This is a genomic window from Methylocella tundrae, assembly GCF_038024855.1.
Classification (GTDB): domain Bacteria; phylum Pseudomonadota; class Alphaproteobacteria; order Rhizobiales; family Beijerinckiaceae; genus Methylocapsa; species Methylocapsa tundrae.
This window is the reverse complement of record NZ_CP139089.1, coordinates 2,983,524-3,004,189: the sequence shown is the minus strand read 5'-3', so window position 1 is coordinate 3,004,189 and position 20,666 is coordinate 2,983,524. Positions and strand designations below refer to the sequence as shown.

At 64.0% G+C, this 20,666-nt stretch carries 26 protein-coding genes and 1 pseudogene; 23 read left to right on the top strand and 4 right to left on the bottom strand.

The window, feature by feature from the left end; translation table 11 throughout:
- Positions 1-27 precede the first annotated feature (27 nt).
- Positions 28-1,079 (top strand): annotated as a pseudogene (locus tag SIN04_RS16125) (DUF7146 domain-containing protein).
- 326 nt (positions 1,080-1,405) lie between these two features.
- Complete coding sequence (locus tag SIN04_RS16120) at positions 1,406-2,335, top strand: DUF2493 domain-containing protein (RefSeq protein WP_134490823.1); 930 nt, start codon at positions 1,406-1,408, stop codon at positions 2,333-2,335.
- Between the two features lie 16 nt (positions 2,336-2,351).
- Here the strand turns inward: SIN04_RS16120 and SIN04_RS16115 are convergent, their stop codons facing one another.
- Entirely contained in the window at positions 2,352-3,620 is a 1,269-nt protein-coding gene (locus SIN04_RS16115) for a HEPN/Toprim-associated domain-containing protein (RefSeq protein ID WP_166795962.1), read from the bottom strand.
- A 185-nt stretch (positions 3,621-3,805) separates the two neighbouring features.
- Here SIN04_RS16115 and SIN04_RS16110 point away from each other — a divergent pair, with 185 nt between their 5' ends.
- Both SIN04_RS16110 and SIN04_RS16105 read left to right on the top strand, forming a co-directional pair.
- Positions 3,806-4,246, top strand: coding sequence for a hypothetical protein (locus SIN04_RS16110; RefSeq protein ID WP_134490821.1), 441 nt, complete (start codon positions 3,806-3,808; stop codon positions 4,244-4,246).
- A 591-nt stretch (positions 4,247-4,837) separates the two neighbouring features.
- Entirely contained in the window at positions 4,838-5,164 is a 327-nt protein-coding gene (locus SIN04_RS16105) for a DUF736 domain-containing protein (protein ID WP_134490819.1), read from the top strand.
- Positions 5,165-5,256: 92 nt separating this feature from the next.
- On the opposite strand, the gene SIN04_RS16100 is transcribed toward SIN04_RS16105, so the two are convergent.
- Positions 5,257-5,511: a helix-turn-helix domain-containing protein gene (locus SIN04_RS16100; RefSeq protein ID WP_134490817.1), complete on the bottom strand. Its 255-nt coding sequence runs from the start codon at positions 5,509-5,511 to the stop codon at positions 5,257-5,259.
- Between the two features lie 228 nt (positions 5,512-5,739).
- Here SIN04_RS16100 and SIN04_RS16095 point away from each other — a divergent pair, with 228 nt between their 5' ends.
- The 14 genes from SIN04_RS16095 to SIN04_RS16030 all read left to right on the top strand — a co-directional run bounded on the left by SIN04_RS16095 (position 5,740) and on the right by SIN04_RS16030 (position 16,112).
- Positions 5,740-6,003, top strand: a complete 264-nt coding sequence (locus tag SIN04_RS16095; protein ID WP_134490815.1) for a DNA -binding domain-containing protein — start codon at positions 5,740-5,742, stop codon at positions 6,001-6,003.
- 119 nt (positions 6,004-6,122) lie between these two features.
- Positions 6,123-6,332 carry a transcriptional regulator domain-containing protein gene (locus tag SIN04_RS16090; protein ID WP_134490813.1) on the top strand — a complete coding sequence of 70 codons (210 nt, stop codon included), beginning with the start codon at positions 6,123-6,125 and terminating at the stop codon, positions 6,330-6,332.
- Complete coding sequence (locus tag SIN04_RS16085) at positions 6,274-6,909, top strand: DUF2285 domain-containing protein (protein ID WP_134490811.1); 636 nt, start codon at positions 6,274-6,276, stop codon at positions 6,907-6,909. Before SIN04_RS16090 ends, SIN04_RS16085 begins: the two co-directional genes overlap by 59 nt.
- A gap of 215 nt (positions 6,910-7,124) precedes the next feature.
- A complete protein-coding gene (locus tag SIN04_RS16080) occupies positions 7,125-7,376 on the top strand; it encodes a helix-turn-helix transcriptional regulator (protein WP_134490809.1) in 252 nt (83 codons plus the stop codon).
- 13 nt (positions 7,377-7,389) lie between these two features.
- Positions 7,390-8,502, top strand: coding sequence for a replication initiator protein A (locus SIN04_RS16075; RefSeq protein WP_134490807.1), 1,113 nt, complete (start codon positions 7,390-7,392; stop codon positions 8,500-8,502).
- On the top strand, positions 8,499-9,137 hold the full coding sequence (gene parA / locus SIN04_RS16070; RefSeq protein WP_134490805.1) for a ParA family partition ATPase: 639 nt from the start codon (positions 8,499-8,501) through the stop codon (positions 9,135-9,137). The genes SIN04_RS16075 and parA overlap by 4 nt, the downstream gene beginning before the upstream one ends.
- Positions 9,134-9,388 (top strand): hypothetical protein, encoded by a 255-nt coding sequence (locus SIN04_RS16065; protein WP_341264054.1) that lies wholly within the window; start codon positions 9,134-9,136, stop codon positions 9,386-9,388. Before parA ends, SIN04_RS16065 begins: the two co-directional genes overlap by 4 nt.
- The gene (locus tag SIN04_RS16060; RefSeq protein ID WP_341264053.1) at positions 9,385-9,903 is read left to right on the top strand and encodes a DUF2840 domain-containing protein; all 519 of its coding nucleotides are present in this window, start codon (positions 9,385-9,387) and stop codon (positions 9,901-9,903) included. Before SIN04_RS16065 ends, SIN04_RS16060 begins: the two co-directional genes overlap by 4 nt.
- Positions 9,900-10,445 (top strand): S26 family signal peptidase, encoded by a 546-nt coding sequence (locus SIN04_RS16055; protein ID WP_134490803.1) that lies wholly within the window; start codon positions 9,900-9,902, stop codon positions 10,443-10,445. Before SIN04_RS16060 ends, SIN04_RS16055 begins: the two co-directional genes overlap by 4 nt.
- A gap of 35 nt (positions 10,446-10,480) precedes the next feature.
- Positions 10,481-10,816 (top strand): DUF736 domain-containing protein, encoded by a 336-nt coding sequence (locus SIN04_RS16050; RefSeq protein ID WP_134490801.1) that lies wholly within the window; start codon positions 10,481-10,483, stop codon positions 10,814-10,816.
- 4 nt (positions 10,817-10,820) lie between these two features.
- Positions 10,821-11,537, top strand: a complete 717-nt coding sequence (locus tag SIN04_RS16045; protein WP_134490799.1) for a lytic transglycosylase domain-containing protein — start codon at positions 10,821-10,823, stop codon at positions 11,535-11,537.
- Between the two features lie 354 nt (positions 11,538-11,891).
- Positions 11,892-13,631 (top strand): relaxase/mobilization nuclease domain-containing protein, encoded by a 1,740-nt coding sequence (locus tag SIN04_RS16040; RefSeq protein WP_341264052.1) that lies wholly within the window; start codon positions 11,892-11,894, stop codon positions 13,629-13,631.
- Between the two features lie 41 nt (positions 13,632-13,672).
- Positions 13,673-15,658 (top strand): conjugal transfer protein TraG, encoded by a 1,986-nt coding sequence (locus SIN04_RS16035; protein ID WP_341264051.1) that lies wholly within the window; start codon positions 13,673-13,675, stop codon positions 15,656-15,658.
- A gap of 7 nt (positions 15,659-15,665) precedes the next feature.
- Positions 15,666-16,112 (top strand): CopG family ribbon-helix-helix protein, encoded by a 447-nt coding sequence (locus SIN04_RS16030; RefSeq protein ID WP_134490793.1) that lies wholly within the window; start codon positions 15,666-15,668, stop codon positions 16,110-16,112.
- A gap of 56 nt (positions 16,113-16,168) precedes the next feature.
- On the opposite strand, the gene SIN04_RS16025 is transcribed toward SIN04_RS16030, so the two are convergent.
- Positions 16,169-17,071 carry an ImmA/IrrE family metallo-endopeptidase gene (locus tag SIN04_RS16025; RefSeq protein WP_134490791.1) on the bottom strand — a complete coding sequence of 301 codons (903 nt, stop codon included), beginning with the start codon at positions 17,069-17,071 and terminating at the stop codon, positions 16,169-16,171.
- A complete protein-coding gene (locus tag SIN04_RS16020) occupies positions 17,068-17,391 on the bottom strand; it encodes a helix-turn-helix domain-containing protein (protein ID WP_076401874.1) in 324 nt (107 codons plus the stop codon). The genes SIN04_RS16025 and SIN04_RS16020 overlap by 4 nt, the downstream gene beginning before the upstream one ends.
- A 137-nt stretch (positions 17,392-17,528) precedes the next feature.
- Between SIN04_RS16020 and SIN04_RS16015 the strand changes: the two genes are divergently transcribed.
- From SIN04_RS16015 to SIN04_RS15995, 5 genes are all read left to right on the top strand, one after another.
- The gene (locus SIN04_RS16015; protein WP_134490789.1) at positions 17,529-17,768 is read left to right on the top strand and encodes a DUF2188 domain-containing protein; all 240 of its coding nucleotides are present in this window, start codon (positions 17,529-17,531) and stop codon (positions 17,766-17,768) included.
- Between the two features lie 83 nt (positions 17,769-17,851).
- On the top strand, positions 17,852-18,772 hold the full coding sequence (locus SIN04_RS16010) for an AAA family ATPase (protein ID WP_134490787.1): 921 nt from the start codon (positions 17,852-17,854) through the stop codon (positions 18,770-18,772).
- A complete protein-coding gene (locus tag SIN04_RS16005) occupies positions 18,772-19,248 on the top strand; it encodes a hypothetical protein (protein ID WP_134490785.1) in 477 nt (158 codons plus the stop codon). Before SIN04_RS16010 ends, SIN04_RS16005 begins: the two co-directional genes overlap by 1 nt.
- Positions 19,245-19,745: an HORMA domain containing protein gene (locus tag SIN04_RS16000; RefSeq protein WP_134490783.1), complete on the top strand. Its 501-nt coding sequence runs from the start codon at positions 19,245-19,247 to the stop codon at positions 19,743-19,745. The genes SIN04_RS16005 and SIN04_RS16000 overlap by 4 nt, the downstream gene beginning before the upstream one ends.
- Entirely contained in the window at positions 19,745-20,641 is an 897-nt protein-coding gene (locus tag SIN04_RS15995; protein WP_134490781.1) for a CBASS oligonucleotide cyclase, read from the top strand. The genes SIN04_RS16000 and SIN04_RS15995 overlap by 1 nt, the downstream gene beginning before the upstream one ends.
- The last annotated feature ends 25 nt before the right edge of the window (positions 20,642-20,666 follow it).

Below are 20,666 nucleotides of genomic sequence, written 5' to 3'. Positions count from 1 at the left end.
GCGGGCCTTTTCTTTTCGAGGACCATCATGACCGATACCGTGCGTGATCTCGCACAACGCCTTGGCCAGCAAGCCGAGGCCGTGTGCCGCCATTACCTCTCGTCCGGCCGACGGGAAGGGGGCTATTGGCTCGTGGGCGACGTCCGCAACACGTCTGGCCGCTCGATGTTCGTGCGGCTCAAGGAGTCGCCGAAAGGGCCGCCCGGCAAATGGACCGACGCCGCGACCGGCGAGCACGGCGACCTGCTGGACGTGATCCGGGAAAGCTGCAGCCTGACCGACTTCAAGGACGTCGCCGATGAGGCACGTTCGTTCCTCAGCCTGCCGCACCCGGAGCCTGAGCCGGATCGTCCCGATCGCGAACGCCCAGCGCTCCAACCGGATCGCCAGAGGCGGCACGGCGACTGTTCACCATGTCGCAGCCGATCGAACGCACTCCCGTAGAAGCGTATCTCCGCAATCGCGGCATTACGTTTTTGCACGGAACAGGAAGCCTGCGTTTCCACCCGCGCTGTTACTATCGGCCGGACGAGCACAGCCCGACCGAGACCTGGCCAGCGATAATAGCTGCCGTCACCGATCTTGCCGGCCATCTGGCCGGCGCGCATCGCACATGGCTCGATCCCGGCGGCTTCACCGAGGCGACGCTCGGCAAGGCGCCGATCGACACGCCGAGACGGGCGATGGGCGACCTTCTCGGTCATGCCGTTCGATTTGGCGTGGCGGGCGAAGTCATGGCGGCCGGCGAGGGTATCGAGACGATCCTGTCGCTCCGATGCGTCTTGCCGACCATGCCGATGGTCGCAGCCCTCTCGGCTGCGCATCTCTCCGCCCTCCTGTTCCCGGACACGCTGCGGCGACTCTACATCGCCCGCGACGACGATCCCGCCGGCGACGGCGCGATGGCGACTTTGATCGACCGGGCGCAGGAGGGCGGAATCGAAGCGATCGTGATCTCGCCACGGCTCGGCGACTTCAACGAGGATCTCCGCCTGCTTGGGATCGACGCGCTTCGAGCGGCCAGTCGGGTGCAGATCGCGGCGCAGGACGTCGCCCGCTTTATGGAACTGGCGGCATAGCCGGAATGGGACGAGAGGCGTTTCGCCAGCGTCGTCACCGTAGGGCGGTGCCATTCTTTCCTCAGCGCCGGAGAGGATCGCACCCACGGCCTTCTGAGAGGGCGATCGGGCAGCAAGCGGCCCGGACCAGCAACCTTGTGGGCCGACTATTTTCCGTCGGCGGCTGAGCCGCCTTTACATCGCGAAACAAAATAGTGGGCCCCCTTCGGTCCTCCGCTTAAGGCTTCGGCCCTCCGCTGCGCTGCGGGTGCAAGTCCGTTCCGCCCGCCGCCTTCGTCGCCATGAAGGCCGCGATGGGCGCGGTCGATCCGACAAGGAAAGCCGCGATGACCACCGACCACGACGACGATTTCGAGCCGCACCACAGTTCATCCTCGACCGATCAGGTCCTCCACGAACTCCAGCTCTATGGCTACCGTCCCTTCAACGACGAGCCCGATCCCAGGCCGCTTCCCGAAGCGAACATCCTCGCCGGCAGCATCTCCGACATCTTCGACGCCCTCGTGGTGGCGCTTTCAGACACGCGCCTCGAGCCCGACCTTGAGGACCTGCTCTGGTCGACGGTGAACGTCTTCCACCGCGCCATCGACCGGATCGAGCGCGAACTCGACGACAACGAGTTGGCCCAGCAGCGCTCGCAACGGCAACAGGATGGCAGCGAGGTCAAATCCGTCGAGCTGGAACGATTGACAGCGGAAGGCCAGACGCTGATCGAGCGCCGCAACGCCTTCGAGCTGATGCGCGACCAGGCCGCCGACCAGTTCGAGCACCACACCCATTCAGCCTGGCGGCCGCGCAACGGGTCGAAGGTCAATCACCGCAATCTGACCTCCGCGATGATCGACAGCCGCGATTTCCTCAGCGCCAAGAAGCGCGCCGACAACCAGGTGCTCCTGCCCGCAGGGCCGAAGGTGGCGCTCACCGGCGGGCTCGATTTCAACGATCACCGGCTGATCTGGGCCAAGCTCGATCAGGTTCACGCCAAGCACCCCGACATGGTGCTGCTGCACGGCGGATCGCCCAAGGGCGCGGAGCTGATCGCCGCCAAATGGGCCGACAACCGCAAGGTCCCGCAGATCGCCTTCAAACCAGACTGGACGAAGCACGCCAAGGCCGCGCCGTTCAAGCGCAACGATGCGATGGTGGAGACCCTGCCGATCGGCGTCCTGCACTTCCCGGGCACCGGCATCCAGGACAACCTCGCCGACAAGGCGAAGAAGCTCGGCATCCCGGTCTGGAAGTTCGGCGGCGCGTGAGCGCCGCCGTCTTCCATCACTCCACGTCGGCGACGCGGTCGTGTAGCTTCCGTTCTGCCGCCTCGGCCGCCTTCTCGACCGCGTAAAAGATCGCGGTCCACACTTCAGCCAGCTCGGGATACGCCTTCCGCGCCTCGACCGGGTCCGAGCAGTTCGCCACGGCGCGAAGGAATGCAGCCTCTACCTCGGCCTTTCCTTCGACCTCGCCCTGATAGGCGTCGGCAGCGGCATTGTAGCCGCTCCAGCGAACTCGTCGCAGCACGCTGTCTTTCGTCAGGGCCACCTGGCCTAGGTACAGCTCGATACTCGCTGCTTTGCCGTTGACGTCGACGACGTGCTCACCCTGAGGGCCGATCGTCGGATATCGACGCGCAAGTTCTGTGTCCGGCAGTGCAACCACTATCATGTTGTCCGGCAGCCCCAAGGCGCCGGCTTGCTTGCGCGCTTGCCGCCCCGCCGTATCGTTGTCGAAAACCGCGACCAAGCGCAGCGGCGCTCGCGCCGCCGCGAATGCCTTTAGGAACTTCACGAGATAGGCAGCACCACCATCCACGCTCAGCTCCGCGTGGTTGAAGAACGAGAAGTAGTCTGCCCGCTCGGGGAATAGCGCCACGAGCGAGCGCTGCAATATCCGAATATCCGAACTCCCCTCAGCGAGAATGACCGTCGTCGCGAGCGGACGAGGGTCGAGCGGAGCCGACGCCCGCCTGTCCTCGCAGACTCTGGCGTCCGGCTCGATCCAGCCGCCGCCAATCAACGCGGTGATGTCGAGCGTCACGGACCGCACATCGGCACAGGCATCGAGCAGCGCCCGCAGACTCATCAGCGAGCCGTAGCCATCGAACCAAAGCCAGCCATCGCCGTTTCGATCGCGCATATGCCGATCGACCTCGTCCGTCGCATCCTCGCGGCTGTAGAGCGTCGCGAGCACCTCAGGTGCCCGGCGATACCATTCGTCGACGGAGAACGAGCGGAGCGCGACGGCTGTTTCTTCCGCCCAAGCGCCGTCGGATCGATATTCCTCCCAGGTCTCGCGCGTCGCTGCGAGCCAAGCCATCAACCGCTCGCGCGCCACGTTGGCCGTGCAACCTAAGAGATCCAGGCGCGACAAGACGACCGCTCGGCATGCCTCGTAGACGACGTCAGGGCTTTCGTCATCTTCGTCGTCAGATGGTCTGACCACCCGATCGCTTTCCTGGAACAGTGCGCAGAAATGATCGGGGACCGCGGATTTTGCGCCACACACTTCGGTCTTGTCGAAATAGATCTCGCAGTAGCTTCCCATCCATCGCTCCCTCCGCTCCAACACCCAGAATAGCGCCAACTTGCTCACGAGATCGATTCCGTTCCCGACTTCCGCCGGGCGATTTGCTCTCCCGTCCGAGCGCAGATTAGGCTGTATTTCATGGTGCGCTGTGGTGGTGGTGGAAGGCGCGACCGTCAGACCTTTATCTCACGGAGTACACCGCCATGGTTATCTTTGGGCCTCTGCTTGTCATCGTCGGCATCGGCTTCTTCTGCTGGCTGCTGTTCACCCTTGCTGTCTTCGCGCTGCCGTTCTTCGTCGGTCTGACGATCGGCCTATGGGCCCTCCACACCGGGGCCGGTGCGCTCGGTGGAATCACCGTGGGCTTCGTGGCGGGCGGCGTGACCTTCGGCGTCGGCCAGCTCGCGCTCGCCTTCGTGCCATGGGCGTGGCTTCGCCTCTTGATCATTCTGCTCTATGTCGCGCCCGCGACCGTCGCCGGTTACAGCGCCACGCATGGCATCGCCCAGTTGGCGATGCCATCGCCCACCTGGCAGACCATCTTCGCCGTCATCGGCGCGATCGCCGTCAGCGTCACCGCGTTCGTCCGCTTCACCGGAATGGCCGCGCCCGGACCAGCCGGACAGGGCTTGGCGCGGGGCTGACACCGTCATGTCGACGGCGCGGGGCTGGATCAGGCATTCGCTATGTCCGTCGTCCTCGTCGTCGAACGCGGAGTGAGGGCGGTCCGGCGTCGACGCTCATCGGATCATCGCAGAGTACTGGGAGTCGTGGCGGGTCGTTGAGGCGCTTGGCCGAGGTGGCGAGGTCTCATGCATACGGCCAACGAAGCGCGTGACGGTGCGCGCAGCCGGAGCTTGGTTCCGAGGTAGGAGACCCGTTGGTGGAGGGGACAGGGTCCATACTACCGTCGAATTTACTGGCCAGCCTCTGTGGTGACTCGAAAGTCGCCACGTTCCCCTTGATGTCTGCTCTGTCAGGCCGAGCGCACCGAACGTCCTCTTCGATGGATTGATCTGGCCGAAGGCCGGCTAAAGCCTCGACCGCCTATGGCGCAACAGCGGCGTCAAAACTTTCTTCCCCTGCCGGCTGCGCCGTCATTCCTCGCGAGACAAGAAAGCCCCTCCTTTGCTGTCGAGCCCCTTCGGGGTGCGCCGTCGATCACCTCCGGCCCTTCGATCACCATCGAGGCCGCAACGGTGCGGGCTCGGAAACAGAGATCAAGGAGAACTACCATGGCCACCATCGGCACCTTCAAGAAGACCGGCTCGAACGAATTCACCGGCGAAATCGTCACCCTCTCGGTCCAGGCCAAGAACGTCCGGATCGTCCCCGAAACCAACCGCTCCAGCGACAACAGCCCCAGCCACCGCGTCTATGTCGGCCGGGTCGAAATCGGCGCCGCCTGGGCCAAGCGCTCCAACGAGGGCCGCGACTATCTGGGCCTCAAGCTCGACGATCCGAGCTTCACCGCCCCCATCTTCGCCAACCTGTTCGACGACGAAGAGGGCGAGGGCTACAGCCTGATCTGGTCCCGCCCCAACGGTCGTCGGAGCGACTGACCACGCCTCCAATGCCCCGTCCGGCTGGTCCGGGCGGGGCATCGCCTAATTCTCCAGGGCAAATGCCCGATCCGAGAGATGAACCGCCCTGGTCATGAGACCTGAGGCTCGACTGGCGCCCTTTTCCGAGACTTCGAAGGCGCGGCACGCACGAGTTCGGCCGCTTCCACCTCAAGCGCCTCTGCGATCCGGCCGAGCACGGTGACGCTGGCCGAAACGTCGGCGCGTTCGATCCCTCCGACGTACCGGGCGCTCAACCCGGCCCTCTCGGCCAATTCCTCTTGCGTCATCTTTTTCGCATGACGCAACCGACGCAGATTGACCGCCATGACCTCCTTGAGATCCATGGCGATGATGGAGCCGATATAGGAACTATCGTTCCAGGAATGATAGTTCCGATTCGTACACGCCCGTGCTATTCATCGAAGCTGGGGAGGCCCCAGTTCGCCATTTTCCCGAGCAACGTGATGCGCCCCAAGCATCGCGGAATAAGTGTCGCGCGGCGCAAATCTTGCAAAAATTCGCGGTAAATGAATGGCTAACACATTGCTTTGATCTCTTGGGGGTAGATCGCAATGACTGAAGCGTCATTTCAGGACCGGCCGCCGCACACCGAGCGCGTGAACGCCTATGACGAGCAACATCTGGCGATCTATCTTCGGTTGCTGATGGCCGAGGAAGAAGGCGCTGACTGGCGCGAGGTCGTCCGGGTGATCTTCGGCCTCGATCCCGCGCGGGATCCGGCGCGTGCCAAAACGGTTCACGACAGCCATCTGGCGCGGGCCCGCTGGATGACCGAGACGGGTTTTCGGCACCTGCTCGAGCCGAGGATGCAGTAAACAGATGCCCGACTGGCACCGCTCGCAGCCACGCGCGATGCAACCTTAAGGACTACTTTTGCCGACGAGTTTTCCGGATCGTGGAAGCCCCCGGGAGGGACAAAACGAGAGGAAACGCCATGCCCACGGAGTATTGGCGCTCGCCGGAGACGATTGATCGCCTGAACCGCCTCGAACGCCCAGGCTTCGCCGTCGAATTCCTGCGCCGCAACCATGATTACCGCCGCGACTTCGTCCGCACACAGCGCCAGATCGCGCGCGCCTCCGTCGATGCCGAAACCGCCCGTGTCGGTCTCGCTCGGCGATGGGGGTTGCGTTTTCGCCCATGACCCAAGCCTCCCCGTTGGGCCCGCCCCGGTTACCTGGCTGCCCGAACTATCGCCCGGTACGCTGATCCTCGAAACAGCGCCGGGCGGGTTCGACCAACTCACGTCGCTCGATCCCGCGCAGCTAGGGTCAGTCGTCGCCGATGACGTAGACGATGACGGCCGTGAGCTTGTTGTCATCGACGGCTCCGGCGAACTCCACGTTCGTTTGCCCGGCGATCAGATCAGCACGCGGCCTGCCATTCTACTGCCGCCCGACATCTCATTTGAACTCCGGCTTGATGTCGCACTGCGCTTCGTGCGCCGTCTTCGTGGCCAGCGCGTCAAACTTCTTCCTGCCGCCCTTCGCTTGACGCCTCAGCAGAAGCGCCGGCTCGTCCAGCTTCTGCACGCCTTCGACGTCCACGAACTTGGGGGTGGCCCCCGCGACGTCGCCGAAATAATCCTCCGCTCCGAACACGCACGATTTCCATCAGTCGAGTGGAAGGATTCACACGCACGCCGCACCGCCAACCGTCTCATTCACGACTCGATTGCGCTGGTCGAGCGCGGCTACCTCAAACTTCTGCGCGGCGGCTGACACACGCACCGATCCCTCCGGAACACACCTCAGTCCTACGCCCGCTCGCGCTACACACGCCGCGCGCTGCGCTCCCAAGCGCAGCGGCGCGACCGCCGGGGGGACACACCCCCTCGAAAATCTTTGTCCACCCCCAACGCCTGAACTCTCCGCCACCGTGACCCCGACACGCCGCGACTTGGCCGCGGCGCTTCGAGGCAAGACGGAGGCTCCCCATGCTCGACAGGTCCGCGCAGCTCGCCACGCGTTACGTCCGCACCCATGAAGCGGCGCGCATGCTCGGCATCTCACCGCGGACGCTGGAGAAATACCGCTGCCACGGCAGCGGCCCGACCTTTCGCAAGCTTGGCGGGCGCGTCGTCTACGCGATCGACGACCTCGAGGCCTGGGCCGACCAGGCCGCGTGCAGCTCGACGTCCGATCCCCGATACGTCGAGGCCCGCGCCGCCGGCCACGCGCATCGCTGAAGCGGGCTCGTCGATGTCATCGCGCCGCCTCATCACAGCCAGCGAACGGAGCAAGCTCGATCCGTTCATCGTCGCCACCGGCGACGCAAGTCCGCGCGACCAGCGCGACCTGATGGAGCGGCCGTTCTTCTCCCTCGCGAAGTCCAGGCGCACCGCTCCGATTCATTACGAGGCAGCCGGCGTGCGCGTCGAGGTCTACGCGGTGCCCGAGCACGGCATGGCGACAATTTGGGACGCAGACGTTTTGATCTGGGCGGCGAGCCAGATCGTCGAGGCCGAGAACCTCGGCTTTAAGACCTCGCGTTTCCTTCGCTTCACGCCCTACCAGCTCCTGACCGCGATCGGTCGGCAGACAGGCGCACGCGATTACAAGCTCCTGAAGGGCGCGCTCGCCCGCCTGCAATCGACCGTCATCCGCACCACCATCCGCAACGGCGAACATTGGCGCCGTCACCAGTTCTCCTGGATCAACGAGTGGGAGGAATGCACGACGCGCGACGGCCACGTCGAGGGCATGGAGTTCGTGCTTCCCGACTGGTTCTACCGCGGCGTCATCGACCGCTCGCTCGTCCTGGCCATCGACCCCGCCTACTTCCGTCTGACGGGCGGCATCGAGCGCTGGCTTTACCGCGTCGCCCGCAAGCATGCCGGCCGCCAGCCGAAGGGTTGGCTATTCGAGATCGCCCATCTCCACGAGAAGTCCGGCAGCTTGGTGCGCGTCTCGGATTTCGCGCTCCAGATCCGGCGCATCGCCGCGCGCCAGCCGCTGCCCGGCTATCGCTTGCGCATCGAGTGGCAGGGCCGCCGCGAGCTGCTACGCATTCTGCCGGCGCACTTATCCACAATCCCTGTGGATGGCGCTGTGGAAACGCTCGGGACTTCGCACGCAAACGGTATCGGGATTTCGCACGCAGCCCTATCGGGACTTCGCACGCATGAACCGCAGTTAACGCTTTGGCCGGAAACGGCGATTCAGGGCCTTAACTTAGAGTCTAACTCAGAATCTAACTCTTGTAGTTGGCGTGCGCGATCTGCGGATAACCAAGTCCCGCCTTCGCAAACCTCTGACCGATCAGCGCAACAGTCGTCGCTGCCCTTCGACCGCAAGCCGGGAGGGAAGAGATGATCGTCGCCCTGCTCAACCAGAAAGGCGGCGTCGGCAAGACGACGCTCGCGCTGCACCTCGCCGGCGAGCTGGCGCTGCATGGCAAGCGCGTCACCCTGATCGATGCGGACCCGCAGGGCTCGGCGCTCGATTGGTCGCAGCAGCGGGCGCGAGAAAACGTCTCACGGCTGTTCGGCGTCGTTGGCCTCGCGCGTGACACACTCCACCGTGAGGCGCCGGAGATCGCGCGCACCGCAGATCATGTCGTCATCGACGGGCCGCCACGGATCGCTGGCCTGATGCGCTCGGCGCTGCTCGCTGCCGATCTCGTGCTGATCCCCGTGCAGCCGTCGCCGTTCGACGGCTGGGCCTCCGCTGAGATGCTCGGCCTGCTCCGCGAGGCCCGCATCTATCGCCCGCAGCTCGCCGCGCGCTTCGTGTTGAACCGCTGCGGCGCGCGCACGGTGATCGCACGGGAAACAGCGGAAACGCTCGCCGATCACGATCCGCCGGTGCTCTCCAGCACCATTGGCCAGCGCGTCATCTTCGCCGACGCCGCACAGTCCGGCCGGCTTGTCTTCGAACTTGCCGAGCAGAGCGCTGCGGCCCGCGAGATCGCAGCGCTCGCCGTTGAAGTCGCAAGGATCGCGCCATGAGCGAGCGCGCCACCCGACGCGGCTTCGCCGCCCGGCCCGGCGGCGCCGAGAGCTGGATCAAGGCGCCCGACGCCTCAAGCCGCCGCAGCGACGAGCCATCCGCTTTCACCGCGCGCCTGACGATCGACGTCACGCCGGCGCTGCGCGGCCGCATCAAGGTCACCGCTTTCCGGCGCGGGATCACCGTCGCCGACATGCTGCGCGACCTCCTGGCGCGCGAATTCCCTGCCGATCCCGGAGAGAGCTCATGAACGACAACGAGCCGTCGCCGCCGCGTGTCGTGCCGCCATCGCATCGGCGCACCGTCGCACTCACCCATGTCGAGCTGACCTGGATCGAGAAGAAGATCGAGCACTGGCTACGCTTCGGCCGGCGCGCCGAGGAGAAGATCCTCGATCGCCGCCGCAGCATCTCGAGCTTCAAGCCAGGCAGCATCTTTGCGTTCGTGCGCTGGGCGTCGAACGACTTCGGCACCGTCGTCTCGCGCATGGATATCGTGCGCGCGGTCGAGCCTGGCGCACGCTTCCAGACGCTGCCCTTCGTTCGCCCCGGCGGCGAGATTCTGCTGCGGGTCGATAGCTGGCCGAAGGTCGAGCGCGTGCTGCAGGCGATCGACGCCGTCGAGGCGCTCGACATCGATCCAGCCGACGCCGCGCCGGAATACTGGCGCCACCTCCACAACCGTCTCGCCGCCGGCCATGAGCCGCGCCCCTACACGCGCGATCAGCACGCCGCCTGGCTCAAGCGCAGGAGCGTCACGCTATGACCCGCTTCGGCTACGTCATGATGACGTACTTCGCCATGCTCGTCTTCATCGGCTTGGCTTTCGTCCATCCGGCGCCGCGCCTGGTCTGGAACGCCACGGCGAGCACACCGACCGGGCTCTATGCGCTCCGCCCGGCCGGTCAGCTCCACGCGCTCGAACTGGTCGCCGTGCGTGCGCCCGAACCGATCGCCAGCTACCTCGCCGATGGCGGCTTCTTGCCCAAGGGCGTGCCGCTGCTGAAGCATGTGATGGCGCTGCCTGGACAGACCGTGTGCCGCGCAGGCGACGCCATCACCGTCGATCGCGTCCCCGTCGGCGCGGCGCGTGAACGCGATCACCTCGGCCGCCCGCTTCCGCGCTGGAGCGGCTGCCACACGCTCGGCCCCAGCGAAGTCTTCCTCATGAACCCGACCGTCCCGGACAGCCTGGACGGGCGCTATTTCGGCGCGCTTCCAACCACCGCGATTGTCGCCCGCGCGGTCCCCTTGTGGACCGACGAGGCCGGTGACGGCCGCTTCGTGTGGCGCGCCCGCACCGAGTGACACGCTTCTCAACCCGCCAACAACGGAGGTTTCCCATGGCGCAGATTGGTCAGTTCACCCGCGACAAGTCCGGCTTCACCGGGCGCATCCAGACGCTCTTCTTCTACCGAGACCTTTCCCTCGTTCCGGCCGAATCCTCCGATGCCGAGAATGCGCCCGACTATCGCATCCATCTCGGCGACGGCGACGGTCCGGAGATCGGCGCGGGCTGGAAGCGCACCGGCGAGAAGGCCGGCGAGTACGTCTCACTCGTCATCGACGATCCCGCACTCGCGCAGCCGATCCGCGCCAACCTCTTTCAGTCGGGCGAAGACAAGTCCGCCTGGGTGCTGAACTGGAACCGTCCGCCGAAGCGCGGCGATGGGAGCTGACCGCATGCGGCGCGCGCTTCTTCTGCTCGCCAGCGTAACGGCGCTCGGCATGCCCGCCGTCGCCGTCCACGCCCAGGCGGCTCCCATCGCGCTGCAGGCTTCGCGCGACTCCTACGCCGCTCTCATTGCCGAAGCCGCGCAACGCTTCGGTATTCCAGCGGCATGGATTCGAGCGATCATGCGGATCGAGAGCCGTGGCGACCGCCGTGCCATCTCACCCAAAGGTGCGATGGGGTTGATGCAACTCATGCCCGAGACCTGGGCTGCGCTGCGCGCTCGCTACGGCCTCGGGCGCGACGCGTTCGATCCACACGACAACATCCTGGCAGGCGCGGCTTTCCTGCGCGAGATGCACGACCGCTACGGATCGCCCGGATTCCTTGCGGCGTACAATGCCGGGCCCGGGCGATACGAAGACTATCGCGATCGGCATCGTCCGCTGCCGCCGGAGACCGTCGCTTACGTGGCTGCACTTGTCCCTTTTGTCGGGGACGGCGCGACCGATGGGCCTGTCCTTATGGCGGCCTCCGATCCGTCGTCCTGGACACAGGCGCCGCTCTTCATCGTGCGGTCGGCAAGCGCTGAGCCGATCGATCCAGCAACGTCCAAAACGCCGCCAAGCAACAGTCCGGCTGCGTTGGCGGTGCGCGATGTGTCAGCAATCGCGCCACAGTCCGACGGCCTGTTCGTCCACGTTTCGCAAGCGGGGCCGAAACCGTGATTGCACTGCTCTCCCACCGTCATGCCGCTACGTCGCCTCGGTCAGCTCGCCCTTTCCCCATCGGCTTGGCGGCTTCCGACGTCCCTGGGGGCTGCATCACTGCCCTCGAGTGCGATTTCGTAGGCAGGCGCGGCACAGTGTTCTTCCGGGAAGAAGGAAGGGCGGGCAAGGGAGGAGCACAGAAACCAACCGACCGAGGGCCAGATAAAAGGCCGCACTGTGCGGCTCGGTTGGGCGGTTGTTTTTCTTGGGTTTTTCCGCCGTTCCGGCAAGGTGCGCGCCTTCGGCGCAATGTGCGCGTTTGCTTCAAGGTCCTGTTTGTCCTGCGATTTGTGAACATTGCCGGAGGCGGCGATGGCGCGTGACGACGATTTCCAGGCCCGGCCTGGCCGCATCCGCTCCTCGCGTGCGCAGCGAGCCAAACCATTCGTCGCCCAGGCGCTCGCCGCCGCCCAGCGGGCCGGCGGCGGCATCTCGCGACAGGGCATGCTCAGAGGCGGGACGCGCTCGACATTCGGGCGCGGCCGGGTCGCCAGCGTGCAGGCCAACCGCCTGCTGACCGGCCGCTCGCGACTGGTGACGATCAAGGCTCGCGTCGTCCGGCACACGGCGCGCTCGGCGCCGCTCGCCACCCATCTCGGTTATCTCCGCCGCGAGGGCGTCACAAGGGACGGGGAGAAGGCCCGCCTGTTCGGTCCGGAGACCGAGGAGGTCGATCCCAAAGAATTCACTGAGCGATGCCAGGACGACCGGCATCATTTCCGCTTCATCGTCTCGCCCGAGGATGCCGCCGAACTCACCGATCTCAAGGGCTACACCCGCGAGCTCGCCGGGCAGATGGAGAAGGACCTCGGGACGAAACTCGACTGGGTGGCCGTCGGTCACTGGAATACCCAGCATCCGCACGTCCACCTCATCGTCCGCGGCGTCTCCGAGGACCGCCAGGACCTCGTCATCGCGCGCGATTATATCAAGGAAGGGATGCGGGCCCGTGCCCAGGATCTGGTCACGCAGGAGCTGGGGCAACGCACCGATCTCGACATCCGTCTCGCGCTCGAACATCAGGTCGAGCAGGAACGCTGGACCCAGCTCGATCGTCAGCTCGTCCGCGACGCCGACCGTCACGGCGTCATCGATCTGGCGCCTGGTGGCGATCGACAACCGGATGAGTTCCACACGTTGAAGGTTGGGCGGCTGCGTCGGCTGGAATCGCTCGGTCTCGCGCATCAGCTCGGGCCAGGCCAATGGGCGATGGACGAGGCAGCCGAGACGACGCTGCGCGAACTTGGCGAACGCGGCGACATCATCAAGCGCATGCACCGCGCCTTGACGGAACGCGGCATCGAGCGTGGCGCGGCCAGCTACGTGCTTGCCGGTGAGAGCCTCGACGACCCCGTCATCGGTAGGCTGGTCGATCGCGGCCTCAACGATGAACTGAAGGGTACGGCCTATGCCGTGGTCGACGGTGTCGACGGCCGCACCCATCATATAAACTTGCCCGATCTCAAGGCCGCCGCCGACAGCGCGATGGGTTCGATCGTCGAACTGCGCAAATTCGACGACGCACAGGGGCGCCGGCGCGTGGCGCTCGCCGTCCGGTCCGATCTCGACATCACCGCCCAGATCACGGCGACGGGCGCCACCTGGCTCGACCGGCAGGCGATCGCATGGGAACCGGCAGCGCTCGGCCAGGGCGGCTTCGGCGCCGAGGTGCGCGATGCGATGGATCGACGCGGCGAAGAACTCGTTCGCCAGGGTCTCGCCGAGCGTCATGCCCGTGGCGTCACCTTCGCGCGCAATCTCATTTCGACGTTGCGCGACCGTGAGGTGGCGGCGCTCGGCGAGAAGCTTGCGATCGAGACCGGGCGTCCGTTCAACCCGTCCGCCTCGGGCGAGTATGTCGCCGGCACCTACCAGCGACGCATGACGCTCGCATCTGGCCGCTTCGCCATGATCGACGACGGGATGGGCTTCCAACTCGTGCCCTGGTCGCCCTCGCTCGAAAAACAGCTAGGCCGTCACGTCTCCGGTGTCGCTCGCGACGACGGCGGCATCGACTGGAGCTTTGGCCGCAAGCGGGGGCTCGGCCTGTGACCCGCCCCGATCCTTCACGTCTATCCCGAAAGGGCCCTGTCATGTCCGCCACCAAAATCCTCTGGGGCCAGGTCATCACCGTCTTGCTGATCGTGCTCATCACGATCTGGACTGCGACCGAATGGACGGCCTGGCGTCTCGGCTTCCAGCCCCAGCTTGGGCATCCCTGGTTCGAGATCTTCCATTTTCCAATCTATCTGCCGCCTGCTTTCTTTGCCTGGTGGTACGGCTACGACGCCTATGCCCCGGATATTTTCATCGAAGGCAGTTACATCGCTGCCTCTGGCGGTCTGATCTCCGTCGTCGTGGCGATCGGCATGTCGGTCTGGCGGGCGCGCGAGGCGAACAATGTCGAGACCTACGGATCGGCGCGCTGGGCGCAGTCACAGGAGGTCAAGGCCGCCGGCCTGCTCGGCCCCGACGGCGTGGTGCTCGGCCGGCTCGAGCGCGACTATCTGCGCCATGACGGCCCGGAGCATGTGTTGTGCTTCGCCCCGACGCGGAGTGGCAAGGGCGTCGGCCTCGTCGTGCCGTCACTGCTGACTTGGCCGGGTTCGGCCATCGTGCATGACATCAAAGGGGAGAATTGGCAGCTCACCGCCGGCTTCCGTGCGCAACACGGCCGCGTGCTGTTGTTCGATCCGACCAATCCGAAATCATCCGCCTACAATCCGCTGCTGGAGGTCCGCCGCGGCGAATGGGAGGTTCGCGACGTCCAGAACATCGCCGACATTCTGGTCGATCCTGAAGGAAGTTTGGACAAGCGAAATCATTGGGAGAAGACCAGTCACGCGCTGCTGGTCGGTGCCATCCTCCATGTTCTCTATGCCGAGGCGGACAAGACGCTCGCCGGCGTCGCCGCCTTCCTCTCCGATCCGAAGCGGCCGATCGAGTCGACGCTCGCCGCCATGATGAAGACGGCGCATTTGGGCGAGGCCGGCGTTCATCCCGTTGTCGCCAGCGCCGCCCGCGAACTGCTGAACAAATCCGATAACGAGCGATCTGGGGTTCTTTCGACCGCCATGTCGTTCCTCGGACTCTATCGTGATCCCGTGGTGGCGGAAGTCACCCGGCGGTGCGACTGGCGCATCGGCGATATCGTTGGCGGTAAGCAGCCGGCGACGCTCTACCTCGTGGTTCCACCCTCCGACATCAATCGGACCAAGCCGCTGATCCGCCTGATCCTCAACCAGATCGGCCGGCGCCTGACCGAGGACCTGCAGGCGAGGGGCGGGCGCCATCGGCTGCTCCTGATGCTGGACGAATTTCCGGCGCTCGGGAGATTGGATTTCTTCGAGAGCGCTCTCGCCTTCATGGCCGGCTATGGGCTGAAGGCCTTCCTGATCGCCCAGTCCCTGAACCAGATCGAGAAGGCCTATGGCCCGAACAACTCGATCCTCGACAATTGCCATGTGCGCGTCAGTTTCGCGACCAATGATGAGCGCACCGCCAAGCGCGTGTCCGATGCACTCGGCACGGCGACGGAGATGAAGGCGATGAAGAACTATGCCGGGCACCGGCTCTCGCCCTGGCTCGGCCATCTGATGGTTTCGCGATCCGAGACCGCCCGGCCGCTGCTCACCCCCGGCGAGATCATGCAGCTCCCGCCCGCGGACGAAATCGTCATGGTCGCGGGCACTCCGCCGATCCGGGCGAAGAAGGCGCGCTACTACGAGGATGAGCGGTTCCAGGAGCGGGTATTGCAGCCGCCGGCGCTGACCAGGCCCACGACCGCGCGGACAGACGACTGGAGCACCCGACCGATTCCAGCGAGTCCCCAGATCGCCGAACTGTCCCCGGCCGAACAGGCGGAGGATGACGATCCAACGGACTCCGAGCGCCGTCGGCAGCCGGAACTTAGCCGGGCGAAGCCGATCGAAAAGAAGGAGCCGATCGACAACGAATTCGCACCCGATCCTGGCGATGACGCGGACGACGACGCTGTTCGCAACAGCCGTATGAACCGCCTCATGCAGGGCGTCGCGCGGCAGGTCTCGCTCGACCCCGGCGACGATATGGAGCTGTGAGACGACGATGAGCACATCGAAGAAAAAATCGGCCGTCTCGGTTTATCTCGATCCTGATGTCATGAAGCGGCTGTCCGCCTATGCTGCCCGGCGCGAGCAATCGATGTCGCTGATCGCGGAAGCCGCCATCGCCTCCTTCCTGTCGCCTGATGCCGATGAGCGGCGCGAGGCTGCCATCGCCAAGCGGCTCGACCAGCAGGACCGGCGTCTGGCGCGCCTCGAACGCGATGTTGGCATCGCCGTCGAGACCCTGGCGCTGTTTATCCGCTTCTGGCTCACCACCACGCCGCCGCTGCCTGAGCCCGCCGCCCAGGCCGCGCGAGCCAAGGCCGGAGCGCGGTACGACAATTTCGTCGCGGCGCTTGGCCGCCGGCTTAATGAGGGGCCGAAGTTGCGCCAGGAGATTCCTGAGGAGGGGGAGGAGTTCGCTCGGTCTCGCGGAGACGCAGAATGAACCCCAATTGGCCAAGACCGGTGGGTGGCTTCTGTCGTCTGTCTCCAATTATTGCGTCACCATTCGCGGCGGTCAGTCTGGGGCATCATCTTGTCGAAGACATCGGGTTCATCTTCAGATTCAAACGAAGTGAACGGCCGTGCGTCATCGAGCAGAAGCAGCGAGATCGCGAAATCGTACTGCTCGGCGAACACCGTCATCTCCCGCACCGGTTCTCGGAACCAGACACCGGTCCCATGATCGATGGTTGCCCTGCCATCAATGAGCAGATCCTGTTTGACGGGAAGCGATGTTGCCGGAATCTCGATCGGTCCCGCGGACGTGCGGAAGAACGCCCCGGTTTTCAACGCTGATGGACTCGAACGGGCCCAAAGAATGAAACCATCGCGGGATACGACGAGGACCGCTCTCTTTTGTGTATAACTGAGCCAGCGCAATGTCGCAGCAATGAGGGAAACACGATACCGATCCGCGCAATGGGCAATCATGTCGAGATCGACCTTGTCCCTCTCTGGGACCTGGCGGCGGAAGTCATCGAGCGGCATCAGGAAGTTGGCAGCGAACACGTTGGCTTGGTGCTCTACCTGTCCATATTCGGAATCCCAGCGAACCACATCCTGTTCACCGCAGCGGAAGCCGTTCGGGTACGCCGCCCGGTGCAGAAGGAAGTGGCCGAATTCGTGGGCCAGGGTGAAATTGATCCGGCCTTTCGAACTGATCCGGTTGTTGTAGATGATTCCCCAGCCCTTGCGGCCAACCGGCGCTTTGAATAGCGCGCCATCGAAACCCGGTAGATTGTCACCCTGGACACTGACAATCGGGTCATCTGGAAACCGCTGCGCAGTGTATTCACGGGCCACCGCCGGGATATCGATCGGAAAACGATCCGCCCCGAACACAGCGTTCAGGAGATGAGTGATCTCGAAAGCCCAGCGCTCGGGTGACGGCGCGCGCGTCATTCGTCGTCGCCCAATAGGTCAGCCATGCGTCGAATCTTGTCTTTGGTGGCCGCGTCCATTTTCCTGTATTTGCGGAAAAAGGCGTTATCTGTGGCGTCTTCGACGCCAACCTTCTCGGTTGTGTCGATAAGGTAATCAGCCGTGACACCGAGGACCGCCGCGATCTTGGCAACTTTGTCGGCCGAGGGGCGCGGCGGATTCTTGTTCTCCAGCTCCCAAATGTAACTTTTACTCGATTCAGCGAGTTCAGCGAGTTTGTCGAGGGTGTAGCCCTTCGCCTTTCGCAGATCTCGGATCTTGTCGCCTAGCGGCGTCGACACGTCATGCACTCCATATTCCAAATCACCTCTGTTCAGAGTAGCGATATATGTGGTCCTTGACAACGCGCATTTCACCTCCCATATTAAGTTCGGAGTAGCGATACTTTTTATTTTATAACCCTGAGAAGGATCAAGATATGGCGGACAAGCGTGGACCTGACACCCATCATGTGGTGCCGAACCATGATGGTGGGTGGGATGTTAAGCGTGGCGGCGGTGAGCGCGCCTCGGGACACTTCGATAGGAAGCAGGACGCGATCGATTACGGCAGGCAGGTGAGCCGCAATCAGGAAACAGAACTGCGCATCCATAACAAGGATGGCCGCATCGGCCAGAGCGACAGCCACGGGCACGATCCCAATCCGCCGAAGGGCTGACCGCCCAACGCCGCGCCTATCCGGGCGCGGCTTTTTATGAGGCACATTCAATCACCGCCATCGGCGGCACGAGGCAAACGAAGATGCAGAAGCTGACGGCGGTGCAGAACGAAGATTTCAACCAACCGAAGGGCATCCAGCGCGCGCGGCGGCTTCCGGATCCCGCGCTCGGAGCCCTGTGGAATTCGATCATCTTAGATGAGCGCCTGAAGGCCCAGCTCCTATCTCAGGCGATGCTGAACTTCACGATGCGCGGCAAGGTCGATCGTAGTGTCATTCCGCTGCACGGCGTGATTCTGCTTGTCGGACCGCCTGGGACCGGCAAGACCTCTCTCGCCCGAGGGTTGGCGCATCGTACCGCCGAGACGTTTCCGGGCGGCGGGTTCCGCCTGCTCGAAGTCGAGCCGCACGCGCTTACCAGTTCGGCGATGGGCAAAACCCAGCGTGCAGTATCAGAGCTGTTCTCCCAGTCGATCGCCGAAGCCGCCGCCGCAGGACCGACCATTGTCCTCCTCGATGAGGTGGAGACGCTTGCCGCCGACCGGTCGAAAATGAGCCTGGAAGCCAACCCGATCGACATCCATCGTGCGACCGATGCCGTGCTTGTTCAGCTCGATGCGCTGGCCGAACGGCATCCGAACCTGTTGTTCCTTGCCACCAGCAACTTTCCCCAGGCGGTCGATGCGGCGTTCACGTCTCGCTGTGACCTAGTCATCCATGTGCCTCTGCCGGATCGTGAGGCGTGCGGGCTTATCCTGAAAGATTGCCTGACTGGTCTCGGTAAGACCTATCCGGCCATCGCGAAGTTGCCCAGCTCGCCGAGTTTCGACCGCTGCGCGGCCGAATGTGTCGGGCTCGACGGACGAGCTATCCGCAAGATGGTGGCCAACGCTTTGGCCAGCAGCCCGCAGACGGCCATGAATCCGGAACGCGTGACGATCGAGGATTTGTTTGCCGCGGCGCGTGCCGCCAAGGCGGGACGTATGTCGGGAGGCAAAGTGTGATGAGCACCGTTGCCAGCCGCACCTTCAAAAGCACGCCGGACCGCGACGCCTCACGGACCTGGACGGCGATCGTCGATCTGTTGACCGAGGGAAAGCCCAGCGATGCGCGGACCGAGCTTCTTGCCATTGCGGGCGTTGCCACCAGTGTGATCGCGGACCAGGCGCCGAAAGATGCCGCCATCACAGTGACCTGTGATGGCCCGCGGACGCGGATCTATTGCCTCTATGACGATGATGCCGTCGAGGGCTCTGACGCCAACGAGGATGCTCTTGGCTTTGATCCACTGAAAGGGGATTGGCGGGTTTCGCTTCCTTGCCTGGCCGATGACCTCGCCTGGGTTCAAGGCGCGCTCAAGAAGCACAGCACCCGCATTACGGCGCGCGATCTCGATGCCGCTATGTCGAGTGCTGACGAGGCGGCGACCACGAAATCCCAGACCCTTGTGTTCGATCCGAAGGGGTTTCTCGGCTCATGACCAACGTCGCTGTCAACACCTATACGCATTCGGTCACCTATGTCGCAGACAATATCCTGAAGAGCCTGAAAGATATCATTCGCCTCAGTGGTCTCGATCCATCGGAGTTCGTCGGCGACTGGGAAACGCACATGCGCGGCGTTCAGACTTGGCTGAACACCGGTGATCTCGAAACCGTAAAGCTCGAAATCTACGACCCGAAAACCGATGCGTTGATCTTCCGATGGGACATCGATATCTCCTACGGCTGGTCGGGTGACGACGGCAATTTCTGGACCGACACCGAACAGCTCAAATACGCGATCAGGAAGGCCGGCTTGGCTCCGAGCGAGGCTCGCTACCGGTTCCTGTTGCATACGAAACCTGGCCGACCGGATGTGATCGGGTGGAGCAAGGCGACCGGGCGCTCGACCGACGGGATGGTGCGGCAAAGCCTCGGCACCACGGTTGAGCACAGCGGCCTTGGCGCCAGCACATCATATCTGAGGAGAGCCTGATGCTCACGGTCGATGAAGCGTTCCGCAAATTCAAAAGCCGTCTCGAGCTGAACGACAGGGAGCAGGCGAACGCGTCGGCGCGCCAGAAGGAAGTGCGGGATTATCTCGACACCAAATTCAAGATCGATCGGAGCTTTCTGACCGGCTCATACGCGCGCTGGACCAAAACGAAGCCTTTGAAGGACGTCGATATCTTCTTCGTTCTGAAGTCATCGGAGGATCATTACCGCTCGAAGACGCCATCGGTAGTGTTGACCGACTTTCACAATGCCTTGATCGAAAAATATGGTGACAAGGCCAAGAAGCAGAACCGCTCAATCAACGTCGATTTCGGCGTGAAGGCCGATGCTGATGACAATACCGACTATCGCGTCATCAGCGTCGATGTCGTTCCGGCATTCGATAAGGACGACGATTTCGAGATTCCCGACAATGAACTCGGCAAGTGGATCGAGACTAACCCTCAAACTCATGCCGCAGAGGCCACCGCAGCGCATCAGGCTTATTCCAACGAATGGAAGGGCCTCGTGCGGATGGTGAAATACTGGAACAACAACCCGAAGCACGGCGAGAAGCCGGTGAAGCCCTCGTTCCTCATTGAGGTCATGGCGCTTCAGTGCCTTCATGGCGGCTGGGGTGGCAGCTTTGACCGGGAGATTCAGGGGTTCTTTGCGACGCTCGCGGCCCGGATTTTCGATGAGTGGCCCGACCCTGCCGGCCTTGGCCCCGCAATCAGCAGTGGAATGGACACTGCCCGCAAGACGCGGGCGCGCGACCTTCTGCGTGCGGCGGAGCGCGAAGCAACTCTGGCAATCGACCATGTGCGTCGCGGCCGGAACGGTGACGCATTGCGAGCCTGGCGCGAGCTGTTTGGCCCCCAATTTCCGCTGTCGTGATGGCCGGCCGCCAAAACCAAAGTGA